At 47.8% G+C, this 15,034-nt stretch carries 15 protein-coding genes; 8 read left to right on the top strand and 7 right to left on the bottom strand.

Annotated elements, in window-relative coordinates; translation table 11 throughout:
- Positions 1–27: 27 nt before the first annotated feature.
- Positions 28–891, bottom strand: coding sequence for an MBL fold metallo-hydrolase (locus tag QL223_RS00745; RefSeq protein ID WP_251880593.1), 864 nt, complete (start codon positions 889–891; stop codon positions 28–30).
- Positions 892–1,008: 117 nt separating this feature from the next.
- On the opposite strand from QL223_RS00745, the gene QL223_RS00740 reads away from it, so the two are divergent.
- Positions 1,009–1,893 carry a LysR family transcriptional regulator gene (locus QL223_RS00740; RefSeq protein ID WP_281543565.1) on the top strand — a complete coding sequence of 295 codons (885 nt, stop codon included), beginning with the start codon at positions 1,009–1,011 and terminating at the stop codon, positions 1,891–1,893.
- A gap of 47 nt (positions 1,894–1,940) precedes the next feature.
- Here QL223_RS00740 and QL223_RS00735 read toward each other — a convergent pair whose 3' ends face one another.
- Positions 1,941–2,444 (bottom strand): lactoylglutathione lyase family protein, encoded by a 504-nt coding sequence (locus QL223_RS00735; protein ID WP_039849885.1) that lies wholly within the window; start codon positions 2,442–2,444, stop codon positions 1,941–1,943.
- 112 nt (positions 2,445–2,556) lie between these two features.
- Between QL223_RS00735 and QL223_RS00730 the strand changes: the two genes are divergently transcribed.
- Positions 2,557–3,441, top strand: a complete 885-nt coding sequence (locus QL223_RS00730) for a LysR family transcriptional regulator (RefSeq protein WP_281543564.1) — start codon at positions 2,557–2,559, stop codon at positions 3,439–3,441.
- Between the two features lie 44 nt (positions 3,442–3,485).
- Here QL223_RS00730 and QL223_RS00725 read toward each other — a convergent pair whose 3' ends face one another.
- Positions 3,486–5,108 carry a methyl-accepting chemotaxis protein gene (locus tag QL223_RS00725; protein WP_002538273.1) on the bottom strand — a complete coding sequence of 541 codons (1,623 nt, stop codon included), beginning with the start codon at positions 5,106–5,108 and terminating at the stop codon, positions 3,486–3,488.
- 231 nt (positions 5,109–5,339) lie between these two features.
- Between QL223_RS00725 and QL223_RS00720 the strand changes: the two genes are divergently transcribed.
- Positions 5,340–6,200 carry a GyrI-like domain-containing protein gene (locus QL223_RS00720; protein WP_281543563.1) on the top strand — a complete coding sequence of 287 codons (861 nt, stop codon included), beginning with the start codon at positions 5,340–5,342 and terminating at the stop codon, positions 6,198–6,200.
- A gap of 63 nt (positions 6,201–6,263) precedes the next feature.
- Here QL223_RS00720 and gcvA read toward each other — a convergent pair whose 3' ends face one another.
- Complete coding sequence (gcvA, locus tag QL223_RS00715) at positions 6,264–7,178, bottom strand: transcriptional regulator GcvA (RefSeq protein WP_281543562.1); 915 nt, start codon at positions 7,176–7,178, stop codon at positions 6,264–6,266.
- A 122-nt stretch (positions 7,179–7,300) separates the two neighbouring features.
- Between gcvA and QL223_RS00710 the strand changes: the two genes are divergently transcribed.
- A complete protein-coding gene (locus tag QL223_RS00710) occupies positions 7,301–7,594 on the top strand; it encodes a hypothetical protein (RefSeq protein WP_002538267.1) in 294 nt (97 codons plus the stop codon).
- Between the two features lie 35 nt (positions 7,595–7,629).
- On the opposite strand, the gene QL223_RS00705 is transcribed toward QL223_RS00710, so the two are convergent.
- Positions 7,630–8,847, bottom strand: coding sequence for an EAL domain-containing response regulator (locus QL223_RS00705; RefSeq protein WP_002538266.1), 1,218 nt, complete (start codon positions 8,845–8,847; stop codon positions 7,630–7,632).
- Positions 8,848–9,844: 997 nt separating this feature from the next.
- On the opposite strand from QL223_RS00705, the gene QL223_RS00700 reads away from it, so the two are divergent.
- A complete protein-coding gene (locus QL223_RS00700) occupies positions 9,845–10,303 on the top strand; it encodes a hypothetical protein (RefSeq protein WP_002538264.1) in 459 nt (152 codons plus the stop codon).
- Here the strand turns inward: QL223_RS00700 and QL223_RS00695 are convergent, their stop codons facing one another.
- The gene (locus QL223_RS00695; protein WP_002538262.1) at positions 10,304–10,597 is read right to left on the bottom strand and encodes a DUF6506 family protein; all 294 of its coding nucleotides are present in this window, start codon (positions 10,595–10,597) and stop codon (positions 10,304–10,306) included.
- Positions 10,598–10,744: 147 nt separating this feature from the next.
- Here QL223_RS00695 and QL223_RS00690 point away from each other — a divergent pair, with 147 nt between their 5' ends.
- Positions 10,745–11,641 (top strand): LysR family transcriptional regulator, encoded by an 897-nt coding sequence (locus tag QL223_RS00690; RefSeq protein WP_002538261.1) that lies wholly within the window; start codon positions 10,745–10,747, stop codon positions 11,639–11,641.
- On the opposite strand, the gene QL223_RS00685 is transcribed toward QL223_RS00690, so the two are convergent.
- A complete protein-coding gene (locus QL223_RS00685; RefSeq protein WP_281543561.1) occupies positions 11,628–12,740 on the bottom strand; it encodes a DUF2235 domain-containing protein in 1,113 nt (370 codons plus the stop codon). The genes QL223_RS00690 and QL223_RS00685 overlap by 14 nt on opposite strands.
- Before the next feature lie 399 nt (positions 12,741–13,139).
- On the opposite strand from QL223_RS00685, the gene QL223_RS00680 reads away from it, so the two are divergent.
- Complete coding sequence (locus tag QL223_RS00680; protein ID WP_002538258.1) at positions 13,140–13,973, top strand: putative hydro-lyase; 834 nt, start codon at positions 13,140–13,142, stop codon at positions 13,971–13,973.
- Between the two features lie 52 nt (positions 13,974–14,025).
- The gene (locus QL223_RS00675; protein WP_281543560.1) at positions 14,026–15,003 is read left to right on the top strand and encodes a TRAP transporter substrate-binding protein; all 978 of its coding nucleotides are present in this window, start codon (positions 14,026–14,028) and stop codon (positions 15,001–15,003) included.
- The last annotated feature ends 31 nt before the right edge of the window (positions 15,004–15,034 follow it).

Below are 15,034 nucleotides of genomic sequence, written 5' to 3'. Positions count from 1 at the left end.
CCGTTTTAAACGCTGCTTGTTATTACATCACCACTGGGTTTCACCTTCGTGCACCTGAGCGCCCAGTTCCAGCGTGAAGGTGGCACCCAGTTTCGGGTAGTAACCCACCATAGTATCAATCACGCCTTTGCTGTCTTCGCTCTTGGCTTTAGCGTCTGCAAAGCGCTCAATCCAAGTGGCTGTGTAATCAATGGTCGAAGGATCCAGTTTGCCTTCGGTTTTCATGTGACCCGGGATGACCAGTTCAGGCTTCAAAGACTGCATTTCCTTGAGCTGATCCAACCACGCTGTCACTTCTTCATCGGTTTGGGTGTCTGCCATCCAAACGTGCATACCTTCAACAATGCCGACGTTACCCAGAATGGCCTTCTCAGATGGGACCCAGAGGTACGGACGATGCGCTAGTACCCCATCTGTGCCTTTGATTTCGATAACCGCATCATCGACTTTTAGCTCTGCGCCGTTAAATACATCCGGTACAAGAGGTTGCTTCGGTGCATTCGAACCCATTTTGGGGCCCCAGAAACTGATCTTGGTTTCCAGCTTTTTCACGATAGCGTCACGTACTGCTTGAGTGGTCAGCACATTCGCATGTGGGAAGATTTCAAGTAGCTGTGAAGCGCCGAAGTAGTAATCCGGATCCGCCTGGCTGATGTAAATGGTTTTCAACTCTTTGCCGGAGTCCAATACTTTAGCGGCGATTTGCAAAGCATCCGCACGGGTAAAACCCGTGTCGATCACCATCACTTCTTTTTCGCCTGCAACGACGGTAGAAGTCACGTTGAAGCTGTTGTCGTCTCCGTAGTAAATGTCAAATGTCAGTGGTGTAGTCTCCGCTATTACTGGGGCAGTCAAAGCGAAAGATAAAGCTAATGCGATTGCTGTTTTCATTGTTGTACTTCCTCGTTATTTGGGCTTGGGAAGAAGCATAACGATTGGATATGCTCGGAAATACCGCCTATTCTTTGCATTATTATTTCTCAAATCGAACAGATAAAGAGTGAACTTATGGATAAGTTGACTGCCGCAAGGGTGCTTCTCGATGTGGCGCAAACGGAAAGTTTCACCGCCACCGCTGACCGGTTAGAGATGTCCCGACCTATGGTGACACGCTATGTGGAAGCCATGGAAAACTGGCTTGGGGCGAGGCTGTTAAACCGCACTACCCGCAAAGTGTCACTCACCAATATGGGTAAGCAAGTGCTACCAGATATGCAGCGATGGGTGGAACAGGCGCTGCATCTGGAAGAGAGCCTGATGCCCGGCGAAGCGCTGAGCGGATTTATCCGCATCAGCACCAGTATGTCATTTGGTTTTTCCCTGTTGATGCCAGCACTGCATGAATTTCGGGAGCGTCATCCCGGTGTCACCATTGATATCGACGCACAGGACAGAGCGGTTGATCTGGTCACCGAACGCGTTGATCTCGCCATCCGCACCGCCAGCAACCCAGATCCTTCGCTGATTGGCCGACCCCTCGCTCCCTGTGAATCAACCTTGGTTGCCTCTCCTGCCTATCTGAAATCTCGGCCGCCTATCTTGGTACCGGAAGATCTCAAAGCGCACGAATGCCTGGGCTATAAGAACTTTGGCCGACACGAATGGCACCTCACCAAAGGCCATGAAAAACAAACTATTGAAGTAAATTGTCCGATCACTGGCAACGAAGCTACCGTGCTGCTTCATGGCTCATTAGCAGGCATGGGAATTTCCATGCAGCCGACGTATCTGGTCGAGGAAATGCTGGAAAAAGGCGAACTGGAAGCAGTATTGCCGGAATGGGAATTAAACACCCTGACCATCTATCTGCTGTACGCATCACGCAAGCATCTTTCGAGGCCTGTGCGTGCTTTGATTGATTTTCTGGTTGAGTATTTTGATGGGAAATTCTGACGCTCAGGAACAAACCCTCCCCTTGAAAGAGGAGGGAGTAAAGGCGCTTACTTGTAAGCACCCGCCGCGTAATGCAGTTCGTAAGAGTGGCTGTAGATCTCAAGGATATTACCGAACGGGTCTTCCATGTAGATCATGCGGTAAGGCTTCTCGCCTGGGTAATAGAAACGAGGCGCTTTCATGCGCTTCTTGCCACCCGCCGCGACAATTTTTTCTGCCAAACCTTCCACATCCGGGTCCTGCACACAGAAGTGGAAGATACCGGTTTTCCAGTATTCGAAGTTGTTCTCTGGGTTTTCCTGATTCTTGAATTCAAACAGCTCAACACCAATGCGGTCACCGGTAGAAAGGTGCGCAATGCGGAAACGTTCCCAGCCGGCACCGAATACATCCGTACACATTTCACCGATGGCAGAATCGTCTTCAACAATCTCAGTCGGCTCCATGATGAGGTACCAGCCCAGTACTTCGGTGTAAAACTTCACCGCTGCTTCCAAGTCAGGAACGGAAATACCAATGTGTGAAAAGTTACGGGGATATGGCGTTGTCATGGTCAAAGTCTCTCAATGCGTTATCGGATGAAGAGAAGTTTACTTATCACCTGTTTCATTGAAAAATTATCGATTATTATTAAATCCATAATATTTTGTTATTCATTCCCATATGCTGAATCCTAAATGGCTCAACACCTTCGCCACGCTGGTTGAAACTGGCAGCTTTACCAAAACCGCTGAACGACTTTACATGACGCAACCCGGCGTCAGTCAGCATGTGAAAAAGCTGGAAGACGAGTTGGCGGAAACCCTCATATACCGTGAAGGAAAGCAGTTCGAACTGACACGTGAAGGCATCATGCTGAATGCCTTTATCGCCGAGCAAAAACAGCAGCAGGCAGACTTTCTGGCAAGAATGAAAGACGATGATCCTCATCAAGGGGCAATTCGCATTGCCTGTTCCGGCGCAATGGCGATGAAGCTCTATCCGTCTTTGTTGAGCTTGCAAACCTCATACGCCGGCTTATCGGTGCAGCTTGAAGCCGCGCCCGCAGACAGAATTCGTCAGATGCTCATGGATAACCAAACCGACATTGGCATCACTACCCAAAAGTTCGATCACCCTGCCTTTGAAGAAACCTTACTCGGTGAAGAAGCACTTTGTGTGATCGTGCCTTCCAACGCTGGTATTCCCCAAGGCAATTTCCATGCGCTTGCTTCATTGGGCTATATTCATCACCCCGATGGAAAACACTACGCCGACTTGGTGCTTGGAAGTAACTTCCCCAAAGAATACCGTGGCGTCGAATCCTTGGATCATCGCGGTTACGTCAACCAGCTGGCGCAGATCCTTTTGCCCATATCAAAAGGCATTGGTTTCACCCTGTTGCCAGAAAGCGTCATGAGTCGATTTGAGCAAAAAGAACAGCTTACGTCGCTCCCGCTTGAGTCACCGGTTTCGCAATCCCTGTTTCTTTCGAAGAAGAAACATCGTGATTTGCCGAAGCGATTCGAAGCGGTGATGGAAATCATTCACCAATCAACATGCAAATAAAAAAGCCGCCCAAGCAGGCGGCCAATGTCTTCAAGCGTAAAGACTTAACACACTTTAAACTTGCCAATGAGTGCATCAAGCTCATCCACTTTTCTGTCGAGCGAGGCAATGCGGTCTGCACTTTGCTGAGCACTGTCCAGCGACTTGGAAGAAATATCGCTGATGGCGGTAATATCTGAGGCGATTTCTCGGGTCACGGATGTTTGCTCATCGGCTGCCGTCGCAATCGTGCTTATCATGCTTTGCACGGATGCAGCGCCATTGAAGATGTCATCCAGCGCTTTCACGGCGCTCTCGCTGTGGTTCACACCAATCTCAACCAAACCACAGTTCTCTTCGGTACTGGTGACGGCATTTTGTGTGCCCGTCTGGATCGATTGGATAATAGTAGAGACTTCTTGCGTCGCCTGCGTAGTACGCTCCGCCAGTGCGCGAACTTCATCTGCGACAACGGCAAACCCACGCCCAAACTCGCCCGCACGCGCGGCCTCGATTGCCGCATTCAGTGCGAGCAGGTTGGTTTGTTCAGCAATACCCTGAATCACTTTGATCACGTTACCAATTTCTTCACTGTGGCTGCCCAGCTCACGCATCGATACCGACATTTCCTGCATTTGCACAGACACTTGCTGGATGCTGTTTACCATCTCACCAATCACGCGGCGGCCTTCATGCGCTGCTTCCTCTGAGCGTTTGGCTTCATCAAAGGTCGCAGTCCCCTGATTCGCCACTTCAGAAATGGTCAGGCTGAGCTCTTCAGACGCAGTCGCAATCAAGGTCGCTTTTTCATCCTGCATCGATGCGCCTGATACCACATCCTGACTGATGGTAGACAGTGCTTTAGCCGAAAAATGCACCTCTTCAGTTACGCCACGGATGGATGAAATCAGGCTCACCAATGATGCTTGCATCCCGTTAACAGACACCGCCAGGCTGGCGAGTTCATCGCCAGACTTATCTTCAATCGATTCATTGGAAAGCTCTCCATTGGCGATACGCTGTGCCGCTTGGTTCAAGATTGTCAGACGACGTGTAATCGAGGTGGAGAGCAGATAAGCAATGCCGCAGGAGAGCAAAATAGCCACCGCTGCAAGAGAAAGCAGAGTCATTCGCATCACTTCATAGGCTTCAAGCAGACTGCCAAGTGCCTTATCAGTTTCAGCCACTTCCTCAGAAGAAACTTGGTCGAGAATGTCTTCGATAGGTGCAAGGTGCATGAGATACACGTCGTGAAGCTCTTCCACCAAATCAGACATTTCAACACCATTTCCTACCCGCGGAAGAATGCTGTTTTCAAAAGCGGCTAGATAAGCCTTCATGTGCTCTTCTATCTCGGCCAGTCTCTGAAAGTCTTCCGACCCTGGGGTTTCCAACAGGCGCACATGACCAATCAAATCCATATACTCTTTGATGTTGCTCTTTAAATCCTCCTTGGCACCAGTGACATCATTTATCACTCCCATTGAATCCCGGTAAACATCACCGGCTTCATCAATCAGTCCAAGATAACCTATCGCTTCCGGTACATCGTCGGTTCTGACCTCGATACCAACCTCCTGAAGAAACGCCAACTTAATCCAGACAAACGCCACCATACCAACTAACAGGCTAAGAATGCCCCCAAACCCAAAAAACAATTTTTGACTGACCGTCAGCTTCCTCAACATGCTGATTCTCCTCCCCGATGAAATGAATCATTTACCGTATGATGTATCGACCCACGCACCATTCGCTTTAGTGATAAATCGAACAATTACATAACAGGCACGCCGCGTTCTCTCAGGATGGGCACATCATGCTTTACTATTCAGTGGGTTAGTTTTTGAATAAAAAATGCGCAGGATTTGTTAAAAGACCCATTGATAACTTGTAGGGATGGAAACAAGGGAGAAGCACTGATGAAGCGTCAATCGACTGCCGAGCACTACCAGAAAAGGCTTTCTGTACTGTCGGATTATATCTACGACAACCTGGAAGACGATCTGGATATGGACAAACTCGCTGAGGTTGCGCTGATCTCGCCTTATCACCTACACCGCATTTATCGTGGGATTTACGGTAACAGTCTGACGGATTCCATCCGTTGGATACGTCTTCACTATGCGGCGGACAGGTTGATAAAGACGGACATGAGCATTGAGGCAATTGGCCGCCTGGCGAGATACAACTCTGTGCAAAGCTTCACCCGTGTTTTCAGTGAGACCTTTGGCATGCCACCTGCACGCTTCAGGCGTGAGGGTGATCATGTTCAATTTTCGCAACCAATACGGAAGAACGAGGACTACCCCATGCAAGAGATTACAATCAGAGAAAGCGAAACGATGACCCTTATCGGATTCGAACACCATGGTGATTACATGAAGGTGGGCCAGCAGTTTGAGAAGCTGCAGGGCTGGCTGGCAACGCGTAACTTGATTGACGAAAACACCCGCTTCTTTGGCGTCTATTTCGATGACCCTGATACCGTGCCGACTGACGAATTGCGCTCCTTGGCTTGCATCAAAGTGAGCAATGTAAATGACTTTCCTGAGGAAGAAGGCTTAAAGCGTTTTGACATTCAGGGAGGGAAATGTGCGGTGATGCATTACAAAGGTCCATATGCCAACATGGACGCCGCGTACCGCTGGTTATTTTCTGAATGGTTACCAAATTCTACTGAGCGGGTCGGTAACCAACCAGCCTATGAAGAGTATCTGAATGATGTCCATTCCGTACCACAAACTGAGCTGAGAACGGACATTTATATCCCATTGGAGTAATCTTTCTACCTCAACGGAATTCAATTAACAGGTAAGCGGCAGTCAGGGGCCGCTCCTTTCATTTTAGAGCGATGCTCTCAGCTCTGACGTTATCCAACGGTGGAATGCCTGCACCTTTTTAATCCTGAGGTGAGATTCCGGGCAGACAAAGTAGTATCCAAATGCCACTTTCTGGTTGTGCTCACGGCCAAAGGGATACACCAAACGCCCTGCTTTCACATCTAGGTCCGCCAGTGCGGTGGAAGTAAGCGCCACGCCTTGTCCTTCTATCGCCGCCTGCATAGCGAGCGCTTCGCTGGAAAACTGATGACCGGAATTGGCATCTGAATGCTCAACACCTGCCGCGCGCAACCACATTCCCCAGCAAGGTGCCTGCGCCTGCATGGTTTGCCAATCAGAGCGTAGTAACATGTGGTGCTTCAGGTCTTCTGGCGAACGCAAAGCATGTTTGCCTTCCAGCAACGCGGGACTACATACTGGCACCACTTCTTCCGGAATCAACACCTCACAGTGCACGCCAGTGTAGTGACCACCACCATAGCGAAGCGCAATATCAACGCCATCCTGTCTGAAATTCACCAGAGATTCGCTGGCATCTACCCGCAAACGATACGCCGGATACTGCTGGTAAAAACTCCCTAATCTTGGCAGCAACCACTTTGCGGCAAACGTTGGGGACACACTCACCACCAGCTCGTTGCTGTGACGATGCCGATGCAGTTGCCGAATTCCCTCCTCGAGTTTGGCGAACCCTTCTTCCATAAACGGATAAAGCTGTTCACCCACTTCGCTAAGTGAAATTGAGCGCACCTTGCGCTCAAACAACTCAACCTCTAGATAGCTTTCCAGAGTTTTAATTTGCTGACTAACGGCGGCTGGCGTGACATGCAGCTCTTTCGCAGCCTGCTTAATACTGAGGTGCCGAGCTGTACTTTCAAACGCTCTCAGCGCGTTCAACGGAGGAAATCGAACTTCCATGACTTAGTTTTCCTTATCCATAACACAGGAAACCTCGTTTGTTGTAGCAGAAATAGTAGCCCAAGATTGGTTTCAACTTAAGCATATCTTGGTCAACAGAGATAAAACCGGAGGAAAGGCAAATGAAGATTTCAGAAAAGAAAAGTCATACTTTGTTGGTCGCGCCTTTTGAGCAGAATAAAGAGACGCATATTGAATTAAGCCGAATGATATGGAAATTGGTCGAGAGCGTGATGGCTAGGTATCAGGCACTTAGGCTCAAACATCAACGGGAAAAACTTCGCGATTCACTCACTGACTATCCGGACTACCTCCTTAAGGATTTTGGATTAAGTCCGGAAGAAATCAGTGTGATTAAAACCCGAAGTGCTCATTTAAAGTCAGAACAAATTGTGCACAGTGTGAGAAGGAATTGAGCGTTCACCTACCCTAGGTGAACTTTCCACCTAGGCTAGGACTTCACTTTATCGCTAAGTTCACACTGCGCTTCCCACTTTACATACCAAGCTTCCAACTCCTCTATGGGCTTGGGATGACAGATAAGAAAGCCCTGTATCAGCATGTTTGGGTAGTGGGATGTCAGATATGCCAACTCCTCATCCAACTCCACGCCTTCCGCAACCACTTTGCATTCGGATTCCAGTGAGAAATCCGCCAAAGAACGGACGATAGCCTGACCAAAGTGATCCGTGTGGATCTTGCTTATCAGGGAGCGATCAACCTTCACTTCTGTAAAAGGTAAGTGACGAAGATGCCGGAAGTTGGCAAAACCCGTCCCAAAATCATCAAGCGAAACACCGAAACCCTGCATCCGTAAACGATTCAAGGACTCCAGTTGTTCCGGAGAATTCAACGCCGACTCTTCGGTGATTTCCAATGTTATTCGCTGTCGTAATACATTCTTTTCTTTAAACAGCGCACCCAAACGGTTGGGAATACTCAGATCATCCAACTGCTCCGCAGATAAGTTGATGCTAACAGTCACATCCTGCCCGAAAATCGCCGACAATGTTTCCATGTCAGAGGCTGTTTTCTCCGCAATCGTCGTTGTCAGTAAGTCGACTAAGTCATGCTGAACTGCCGTAGACAGAAAGCTTCCAGGTAAAATCACCCCTCCACTGTCAGCGTCCAGAATGCGTGCTAATACCTCAACACTTTCTACACAACGAGTGACGGGATTCACTTTCGGCTGGTAATAAGGCACCACACTGCCATTGATCAGGTATTTGATCAGAGCTTCACGCGCCATTGCAGAATTTTGTTGAAACTGCATTTCATGCGGCTTTGGCAGTTTGTTCAGTGTCTTTTCCAAGGCATCAAGGGTGATTGGCTTTGAAATGCTACCCAGTAGATAGACCCACTGAAGCTTAGCGATTTCCGCAGCCAATTCGGTAACACGGTTTTCCAAATCAGAAATAATGCATACCGCACCTCGGAAGTTCATCTTCCCCAATTCACGGATAACGCACATACCATCAATATCTGGCATCCCCAAATTAGTAAAGACCACGTCATAATGTGTCTTTCCGATGTTTATTTCATCTAATGCTGTTTGCGGGCATGAAAAACAGCTGACTTTTTCATAACCCAAGCAGCTAAGCATTTTTTGAATCAACAACAACACGGACTCAGAGTCATCTATGACTGCAACATGTTTAGTATTTTTCACTCTCCCACCAACCCAATGTCCTATTAGTGCCAAGAATACTTTCAATCTTGTTGTTGACTTAAAGATCTGTGATTTTGGTAATTAAAATTGACACACAGACCTTTTCTCCTCTCTATATTTTTTGTTCTTAGAAGAGTGATAAATCTAATCGTTTATATGAAATTAACTTGATAGAAAATCGCCAAAACAAACCAAATCAACGATTAATAATTAATAGAAAACATATCAGCTTTGCGCCAGAAGCGTTTGAAAAAAATGTCTCCTTTTTGGGAGTAATTACAATAAAATCATCTAACCATATGTTTGTAAGGTTATTTTTCCATAAGCAAGCAAGTTTACATCCATATCACTTCGTATCAAGTGGTTTCATACCGTTATCAATGTCTCATTTTAGAGACACATGGCTTATACATATGAATCAATTTCCATATATCAAATAAGGTTTCCAATAATAAATTTCGAACATACAAGATAAAAACTCGCAGAATAATGTATGAAACTCTTAACCCATAATCCATTGAGATACATTTAAACAGACATTTTAAACACAAGAAAGCGGTTGCTGTCATAAATGATGTCAATATCAAGATATGTCTAACTTCACCATGTTGCCGCGAGTAAATTCAATCACTTCAATTAAAGATTTTAGTTTAACGGATACTAATAAAACGAAGAATGAAAAGTAGTGAGGGACATCTTCGTCTTTAAAAAGCTAACAGTTATATCAATATTGGAAGGAAGATCATTAATTTGAGGAATCGAAGTGAAACGTCAATGGACTCCAAAGCATTTTTTCATCCCGCATGTCAGCAATGCCTGACACCCCAACTTTTTTCGTTGCTCCGGAATTCATTTGTGTTTGCTCTCTATACCCAAACAACCTGCAGGGCTCGCCACCCGTCAATTAGCCCTGAGGGAGGGGCTCAATGCGAGCATCTTGAGGTTGTTTGGGTATAGAATACGGGCCTGAAAATTTGTAATGAATTAGAGTGCCCTTATGTCTCGTGACTACACATTCGAATGCCTTGTCACCATGCCACGCCATGAACTGGAAGAATTCAGCGCCCGAATGATTGGCCGCATGGTGCCAGAAGATGTGATGACTGAAATCTTCACATTTGATCAGGAAGAAATAGACAGTGAAGAACGTTTGTTGTCAGCACGTCTTGATGCCATGTTGCGAATGACTGCAATCGCACTGAATGAAACCCAGCAAGCTTTTGATGATTCAGAACACGCAAAGCAGAACAGCGAAAGAATGACGCGATTGCTCCTTTGGCATTTCTACGCCATCTCTTTTCGTTTGGAGCAAGCCATAACGTTGGAAACGCATTGTGAAGAAGTTGAGAAGCTGCTGAAAAGCGCGCCGAAAGATGTGTTTGGCTGGGTGAATACCCTGACAGAATTACTACACACCTATGCCGAGATCAGTGCGGAACAGAACCCTGAAAGCTAACTAGGCATTTTCCCCCAGCTTTTTCAGCTCCTGTTCGCTGAAGTTTACAAACCCGATAGGAACATCGCTGCCAAGCGCAGCGATGATCTTTTCTGCACTTTCCGCCCCAAATCCACCACAAAGCTCTATGACCTGTGCACCATTGGCGATCAGCCTTGTTGCTGCATCTATCGCTTCTTCATCGGTGCTGACACCCAGTATTTCCGTTCTGAACAATGGAGACTCGATAACAGACTGATGTTCGTGTTGCTGGTAATCCGGCGCTTTGATGATAAAGCCGTAGTGAGAGATCATGTTGAATCCTTTTAGCTAAAGTGATTTGTAAGAGAGAGACTGTTGACCCTAACATCTTAGTCCCAACTTCCCAGAAATTATCCACGCAATTGAATCCTTTGGGTTTTGCTCTATCTTTTCAGATACACGCAGTTTGTAGAGCTCCTCATGAACCTGAAACGCATTGAAACCTTTGTACTCGTCGCCACCCTTCGCAGTTTTCGCAAAGCCGCTGAACAACAGTTCACAACCCAGCCTGCCATCTCGTCGCGCATTGCAAGTCTGGAAAAAGAGTTGGGCGTTATTCTGTTTGACCGCGAAGCCTCGCCCATTACCCTGACCGCCAAAGGCCGCGAACTGCTGCCCTACGCTGAGAAAATGCTACTTACGGCGGAACAATTTCAAAAGCGGGCTGAAAACAATGCACTGTTTACGGGAACCTTGAGGCTGGGGATTTCTGAAACCGTCGTGCACACCTGGCTGACGGAGTTTCTTCGAAGCTTTAACGATAAGTTTCCACGGTTGGATATCGACATCACGGTGGATGTAACGTCAAACCTCCGTCATGACTTATTGGATAGAACGCTAGATTTGGCTTTCCTGATGGGACCGATTTCGGAGCCTTCCGTCCAAAATATGCCGCTTTGCCGCTATCCGCTGGTATGGGTGGGAAGCCCGTCGTTGGGGCTTTCCAATTACACAATGAATTTGGCTGAATTGGCCGACTTCCCCATCATTACTTACGCAAGAAATACTCAGCCCTTTGGCGAAATTAAAGAACAGTTTGCTCAGGCTGACGCCGCCAACGCCCGCTTCTTTACCTCCAGTTCTCTTTCTGCCTGTTTGCGGATGACCAGAGACGGATTGGGTCTGGCGACCCTACCTACTGTCATTGCCGCTCCTGAAATTGAAACGGGAAATCTGCTACTTGTTGATTGCGGATGGGTGCCGTCTCCGCTCGGCTTCACCGCTTCTTATCTACATGCCCCAATGAATGGCGCGGCGGAAGAAGCAGCAAAACTGGCGGTGGAAGTGGCGGCGATGCACAGCATCAAGGTTGACTAGGCGGGGATTGCTCCGCTTTCACCAATGTCTTCGGCCTGTAGCCCTCCGCTTTCCATTTCTCCCACACAGACTCATCAACACTGACATTCACCGCTTCCAGCTCATCAGGTTTATTGCCAGCATAGGCGCGGTAAAAGCGGCCTTGATCGTCGCCTTTACCTCTGAATCGACGAAACATCCCGTAAAGCCCTTTCAGGAATTCTTCATAGGAATCTCTGGGAGCCGTTTTCCATGCATCCTGATCGAATACCACACGGGAAAGATCTAACGCCAACCCCTTGTCCTGCGCTTTTTCTGCCATCCACTTGAACGGAATTTGCTTTAATTCGTCGTTTTTATAGCCGCCGCCGACGTTAGCATGTGCACCGATAAACCAGCGCTGCTCCACCTTTTCAGGATCACGGGTTTCTTCTGAACCGACTGGAAGCGTCCACAATGCAGTGTCGTAAGCAGCACGGTGTTCATCCAACGCCACTGCATGAAAAGCATTGAGTACGCTTCGGGAGAGTTTGGTGTCGTGCCATTTGAATATGCCTCGCTCGGAAAGCACAGTGCCCGGCACACCCAGCGCACCGACAGTGTCCCATATTCCAAGAAAATGCACCTTAGGCTCGTCACAATAGGCTTTTCGAAAGGCGATACACTCTTTGGAGTTAGGCGAGAGTGCCTTATTGCGATAGAGCGTTTTTGCTTGCTCTAACAAATCAGGCGTCGCTGTTCTCAATACACCACATTTTCGGATGAGCCCCGCCAGACTCCTTGCGGTATAAGCCCCTCGGCTAAAACCAAAGATCCAAATCTGCTCATTCTGATGATAGTGCTTGGCTAGCCATCCATAACCCTGCATCAGGTTCTTCGTCAGACCCCATCCTGTTGTCCCACCGAGAAAGCGGGTAAACGGCGATGTGCCAACACCCGGATCATAGAAAAAGCGCTGCCTGTTTCCTTTGTCATCCGTGGGTTTGATGCATTGAGACATCAGGAAAACGTTGGTCTGATCCTGAGGGTCATTCCAGGTGCCATCGAAAAGAACAATCAACTTCTCGCCAGAAGCCTCTCCCTGTTCGCTTGTTACAGCGTCCTGATCCTTGTCAGCCATAGATACCTCCTCCACACATCACACTTTCTTCCCGTGCTCTGTGACGCCTGCAGGAAATTTCGTGCGGTGTGGGTGTGATTATTGCGTTGTGTCCGATGCTTTTCTTGAACGGTAACTCGTCTGAAATTCTATGCATTGTCAGGTGTTTAACCTTATACAAACCCGAGACAAATCGAGCTAATTCATGATGATTACGGCGTATCAATCACTTAGTACCCGTGAGTTGAAAGGATGTCTCACAAACTGAACAGGGAAAGAAAGTTGGCTGACAAAGTTGTCAGCGTATCAGGGCATAAAAATTATTTATCAGAAAAGGTAAAAAACTATAATTGGACGAAATGACACCAACCTGCAACATTTAGTTAACACAACATTCAATCAACGAGGCGAAGGAAAGCCATGAGTCAACTTGCAGGACAAGAAGCCCCTCTTTCATCCAATCACTACGAAGCAGCCCTGACACAGGCACGTGAATTAAGAAATCTGACACGTGACGGCAAGTTTATTGGTTCGACAAGTGGATTTGCCCCTGGCATCGCACAGGGAAACCTTGTCATTCTTCCCAAAGACTGGGCGGACGACTTTCTTGTATTTTGTCAGAAGAACCCCGTTCCTTGTCCTCTGTTATCAGTATCCAGCCCGGGTGAACCAATGATTGATTTGCTTGGCAAGGATATCGATATTCGCACCGATGTACCTGAATACCATATCTTCCGAAACGGTGAATTGGCTGAGAAAACTCATGACATTAAAGATCTTTGGTGGCATGACATGGTGACTTTTGTCTTGGGTTGTTCTTTCTCGTTTGAAGATGCTTTGATTCGTGCTGGCCTGTCTCTTCGTAATATTGATTGCCAATCGAATGTATCAATGTACCGCACCAACTTGGCGACGACACCAAGCCAGTATTTCAGTGGTAACATGGTGGTTACTATGCGCCCGTTTAAACCAGCAGACGCTATTCGCGCCATTCAAATTACTTCCCGCTATCCGAAATCCCATGGTGCGCCAGTACATATAGGAAACCCCGCCGACATTGGCATCAAAGATCTCTCCAACCCGGATTTTGGTGATGCAGTACCTATTAAGGACGGTGAAATCCCCGTTTTCTGGGCATGTGGTGTAACGCCACAGTTGGCCATTATTAATGCTAAGCCGCCCATCGCCATTACCCATGCACCCGGCAAGATGCTGGTGACGGATATCAGTAACGAGCAACTCTCAGTTTTATAAGTAGTAGGGTCTGTTGACCCAAAATAGGACACTAGTGAAAAGGAGACTTCCGATGAAGTTGTTGAAAAACCTGCTGCCAGCCATGGCAGTGTCTCTCGCTGCACTTTCTGTGCCTTCTGCACTCGCTGCGCAATGGCACATGCCGACACCTTACGGTGATGCTCACTTGCCGACCAAAATCGCCTATGACTTTGCCGAGCAAATCAAAGAATCCACAGGTGGTGAAGTCGATATCAAGGTTCACTCGGGAGCATCTTTGATGAAGCACCCTGAAATCCCTCGCGCAGTGCGAACTGGTCAGGTGCAGATCGGCGAAGTTTTCATTGGCATCATGGGTAATACCCACCCTATTTTTAAGCACGACAACATTCCTTTCCTTGCCACTGACTACGAGCAAGCCCAGAAACTGTGGGAAGCCGCTAAACCAGAGGTTGAAAAGCAACTCAGCAAAGAAGGCATGATCCTACTCTACACCGTGCCATGGCCTGCACAAAGCCTTTACACCAAAAAGCCAGTGAACTCGCTGGCGGATATTAAAGGCACCAAAATGCGCGCTTACAGCCCATCCACCTCACGTCTTGCTGACTTGATGGACACCACACCAACCACGGTTCAGTTACCGGATATTCCACAGGCATTCAGCACTGGCATTATCGATGCGATGGTGACTTCACCTTCGACGGGCGCAAACGGTCAGGCGTGGGATTACCTGAGTCACTTCACCGAGATCAAAGCCTGGATTCCAAAGAATTTCGTGGTTGTTAACAAACGTGCGTTCAAACGCCTGGATAAAGATTCACAGAAAGCCATTTTGGATGCCGCAGCAGCAGCCGAAGCACGCGGTTGGGCAGAGGTATTGGATCAAGAAGCCAAAGACACCAAAACGTTGGCTGACAACGGCATCGTGGTTTCCCAACCTTCTGAGCAATTGCTGAACGAGCTTCAGGCGATTGGCGTGACCATGACAGAAGAGTGGGAAGCAGAAAACTCGCAAGCGCTAGCGCCTGTTCTGAAAGCCTATAAAAACTAAGTAAGTAGTTACTTACTACGACGTACCCTCC

The sequence above is a fragment of the Grimontia sp. SpTr1 genome, assembly GCF_947387585.1.
GTDB classification, from domain to species: Bacteria; Pseudomonadota; Gammaproteobacteria; order Enterobacterales; family Vibrionaceae; genus Enterovibrio; species Enterovibrio indicus.
Note: the sequence above shows the minus strand (reverse complement) of the source record. Positions and strands in the feature narration are given on the sequence as shown.

What these genes read in the sequence shown, in the direction of transcription:
- QL223_RS00745 (WP_251880593.1), bottom strand. Translation starts at nt 891, where the DNA reads ATGAAAACAGCAATCGCATTAGCTTTATCTTTCGCTTTGACTGCCCCA.
- QL223_RS00740 (WP_281543565.1), top strand. Translation starts at nt 1,009, where the DNA reads ATGGATAAGTTGACTGCCGCAAGGGTGCTTCTCGATGTGGCGCAAACG.
- QL223_RS00735 (WP_039849885.1), bottom strand. Translation starts at nt 2,444, where the DNA reads ATGACAACGCCATATCCCCGTAACTTTTCACACATTGGTATTTCCGTT.
- QL223_RS00730 (WP_281543564.1), top strand. Translation starts at nt 2,557, where the DNA reads ATGCTGAATCCTAAATGGCTCAACACCTTCGCCACGCTGGTTGAAACT.
- QL223_RS00725 (WP_002538273.1), bottom strand. Translation starts at nt 5,108, where the DNA reads ATGTTGAGGAAGCTGACGGTCAGTCAAAAATTGTTTTTTGGGTTTGGG.
- QL223_RS00720 (WP_281543563.1), top strand. Translation starts at nt 5,340, where the DNA reads ATGAAGCGTCAATCGACTGCCGAGCACTACCAGAAAAGGCTTTCTGTA.
- gcvA (WP_281543562.1), bottom strand. Translation starts at nt 7,178, where the DNA reads ATGGAAGTTCGATTTCCTCCGTTGAACGCGCTGAGAGCGTTTGAAAGT.
- QL223_RS00710 (WP_002538267.1), top strand. Translation starts at nt 7,301, where the DNA reads ATGAAGATTTCAGAAAAGAAAAGTCATACTTTGTTGGTCGCGCCTTTT.
- QL223_RS00700 (WP_002538264.1), top strand. Translation starts at nt 9,845, where the DNA reads ATGTCTCGTGACTACACATTCGAATGCCTTGTCACCATGCCACGCCAT.
- QL223_RS00695 (WP_002538262.1), bottom strand. Translation starts at nt 10,597, where the DNA reads ATGATCTCTCACTACGGCTTTATCATCAAAGCGCCGGATTACCAGCAA.
- QL223_RS00690 (WP_002538261.1), top strand. Translation starts at nt 10,745, where the DNA reads ATGAACCTGAAACGCATTGAAACCTTTGTACTCGTCGCCACCCTTCGC.
- QL223_RS00685 (WP_281543561.1), bottom strand. Translation starts at nt 12,740, where the DNA reads ATGGCTGACAAGGATCAGGACGCTGTAACAAGCGAACAGGGAGAGGCT.
- QL223_RS00680 (WP_002538258.1), top strand. Translation starts at nt 13,140, where the DNA reads ATGAGTCAACTTGCAGGACAAGAAGCCCCTCTTTCATCCAATCACTAC.
- QL223_RS00675 (WP_281543560.1), top strand. Translation starts at nt 14,026, where the DNA reads ATGAAGTTGTTGAAAAACCTGCTGCCAGCCATGGCAGTGTCTCTCGCT.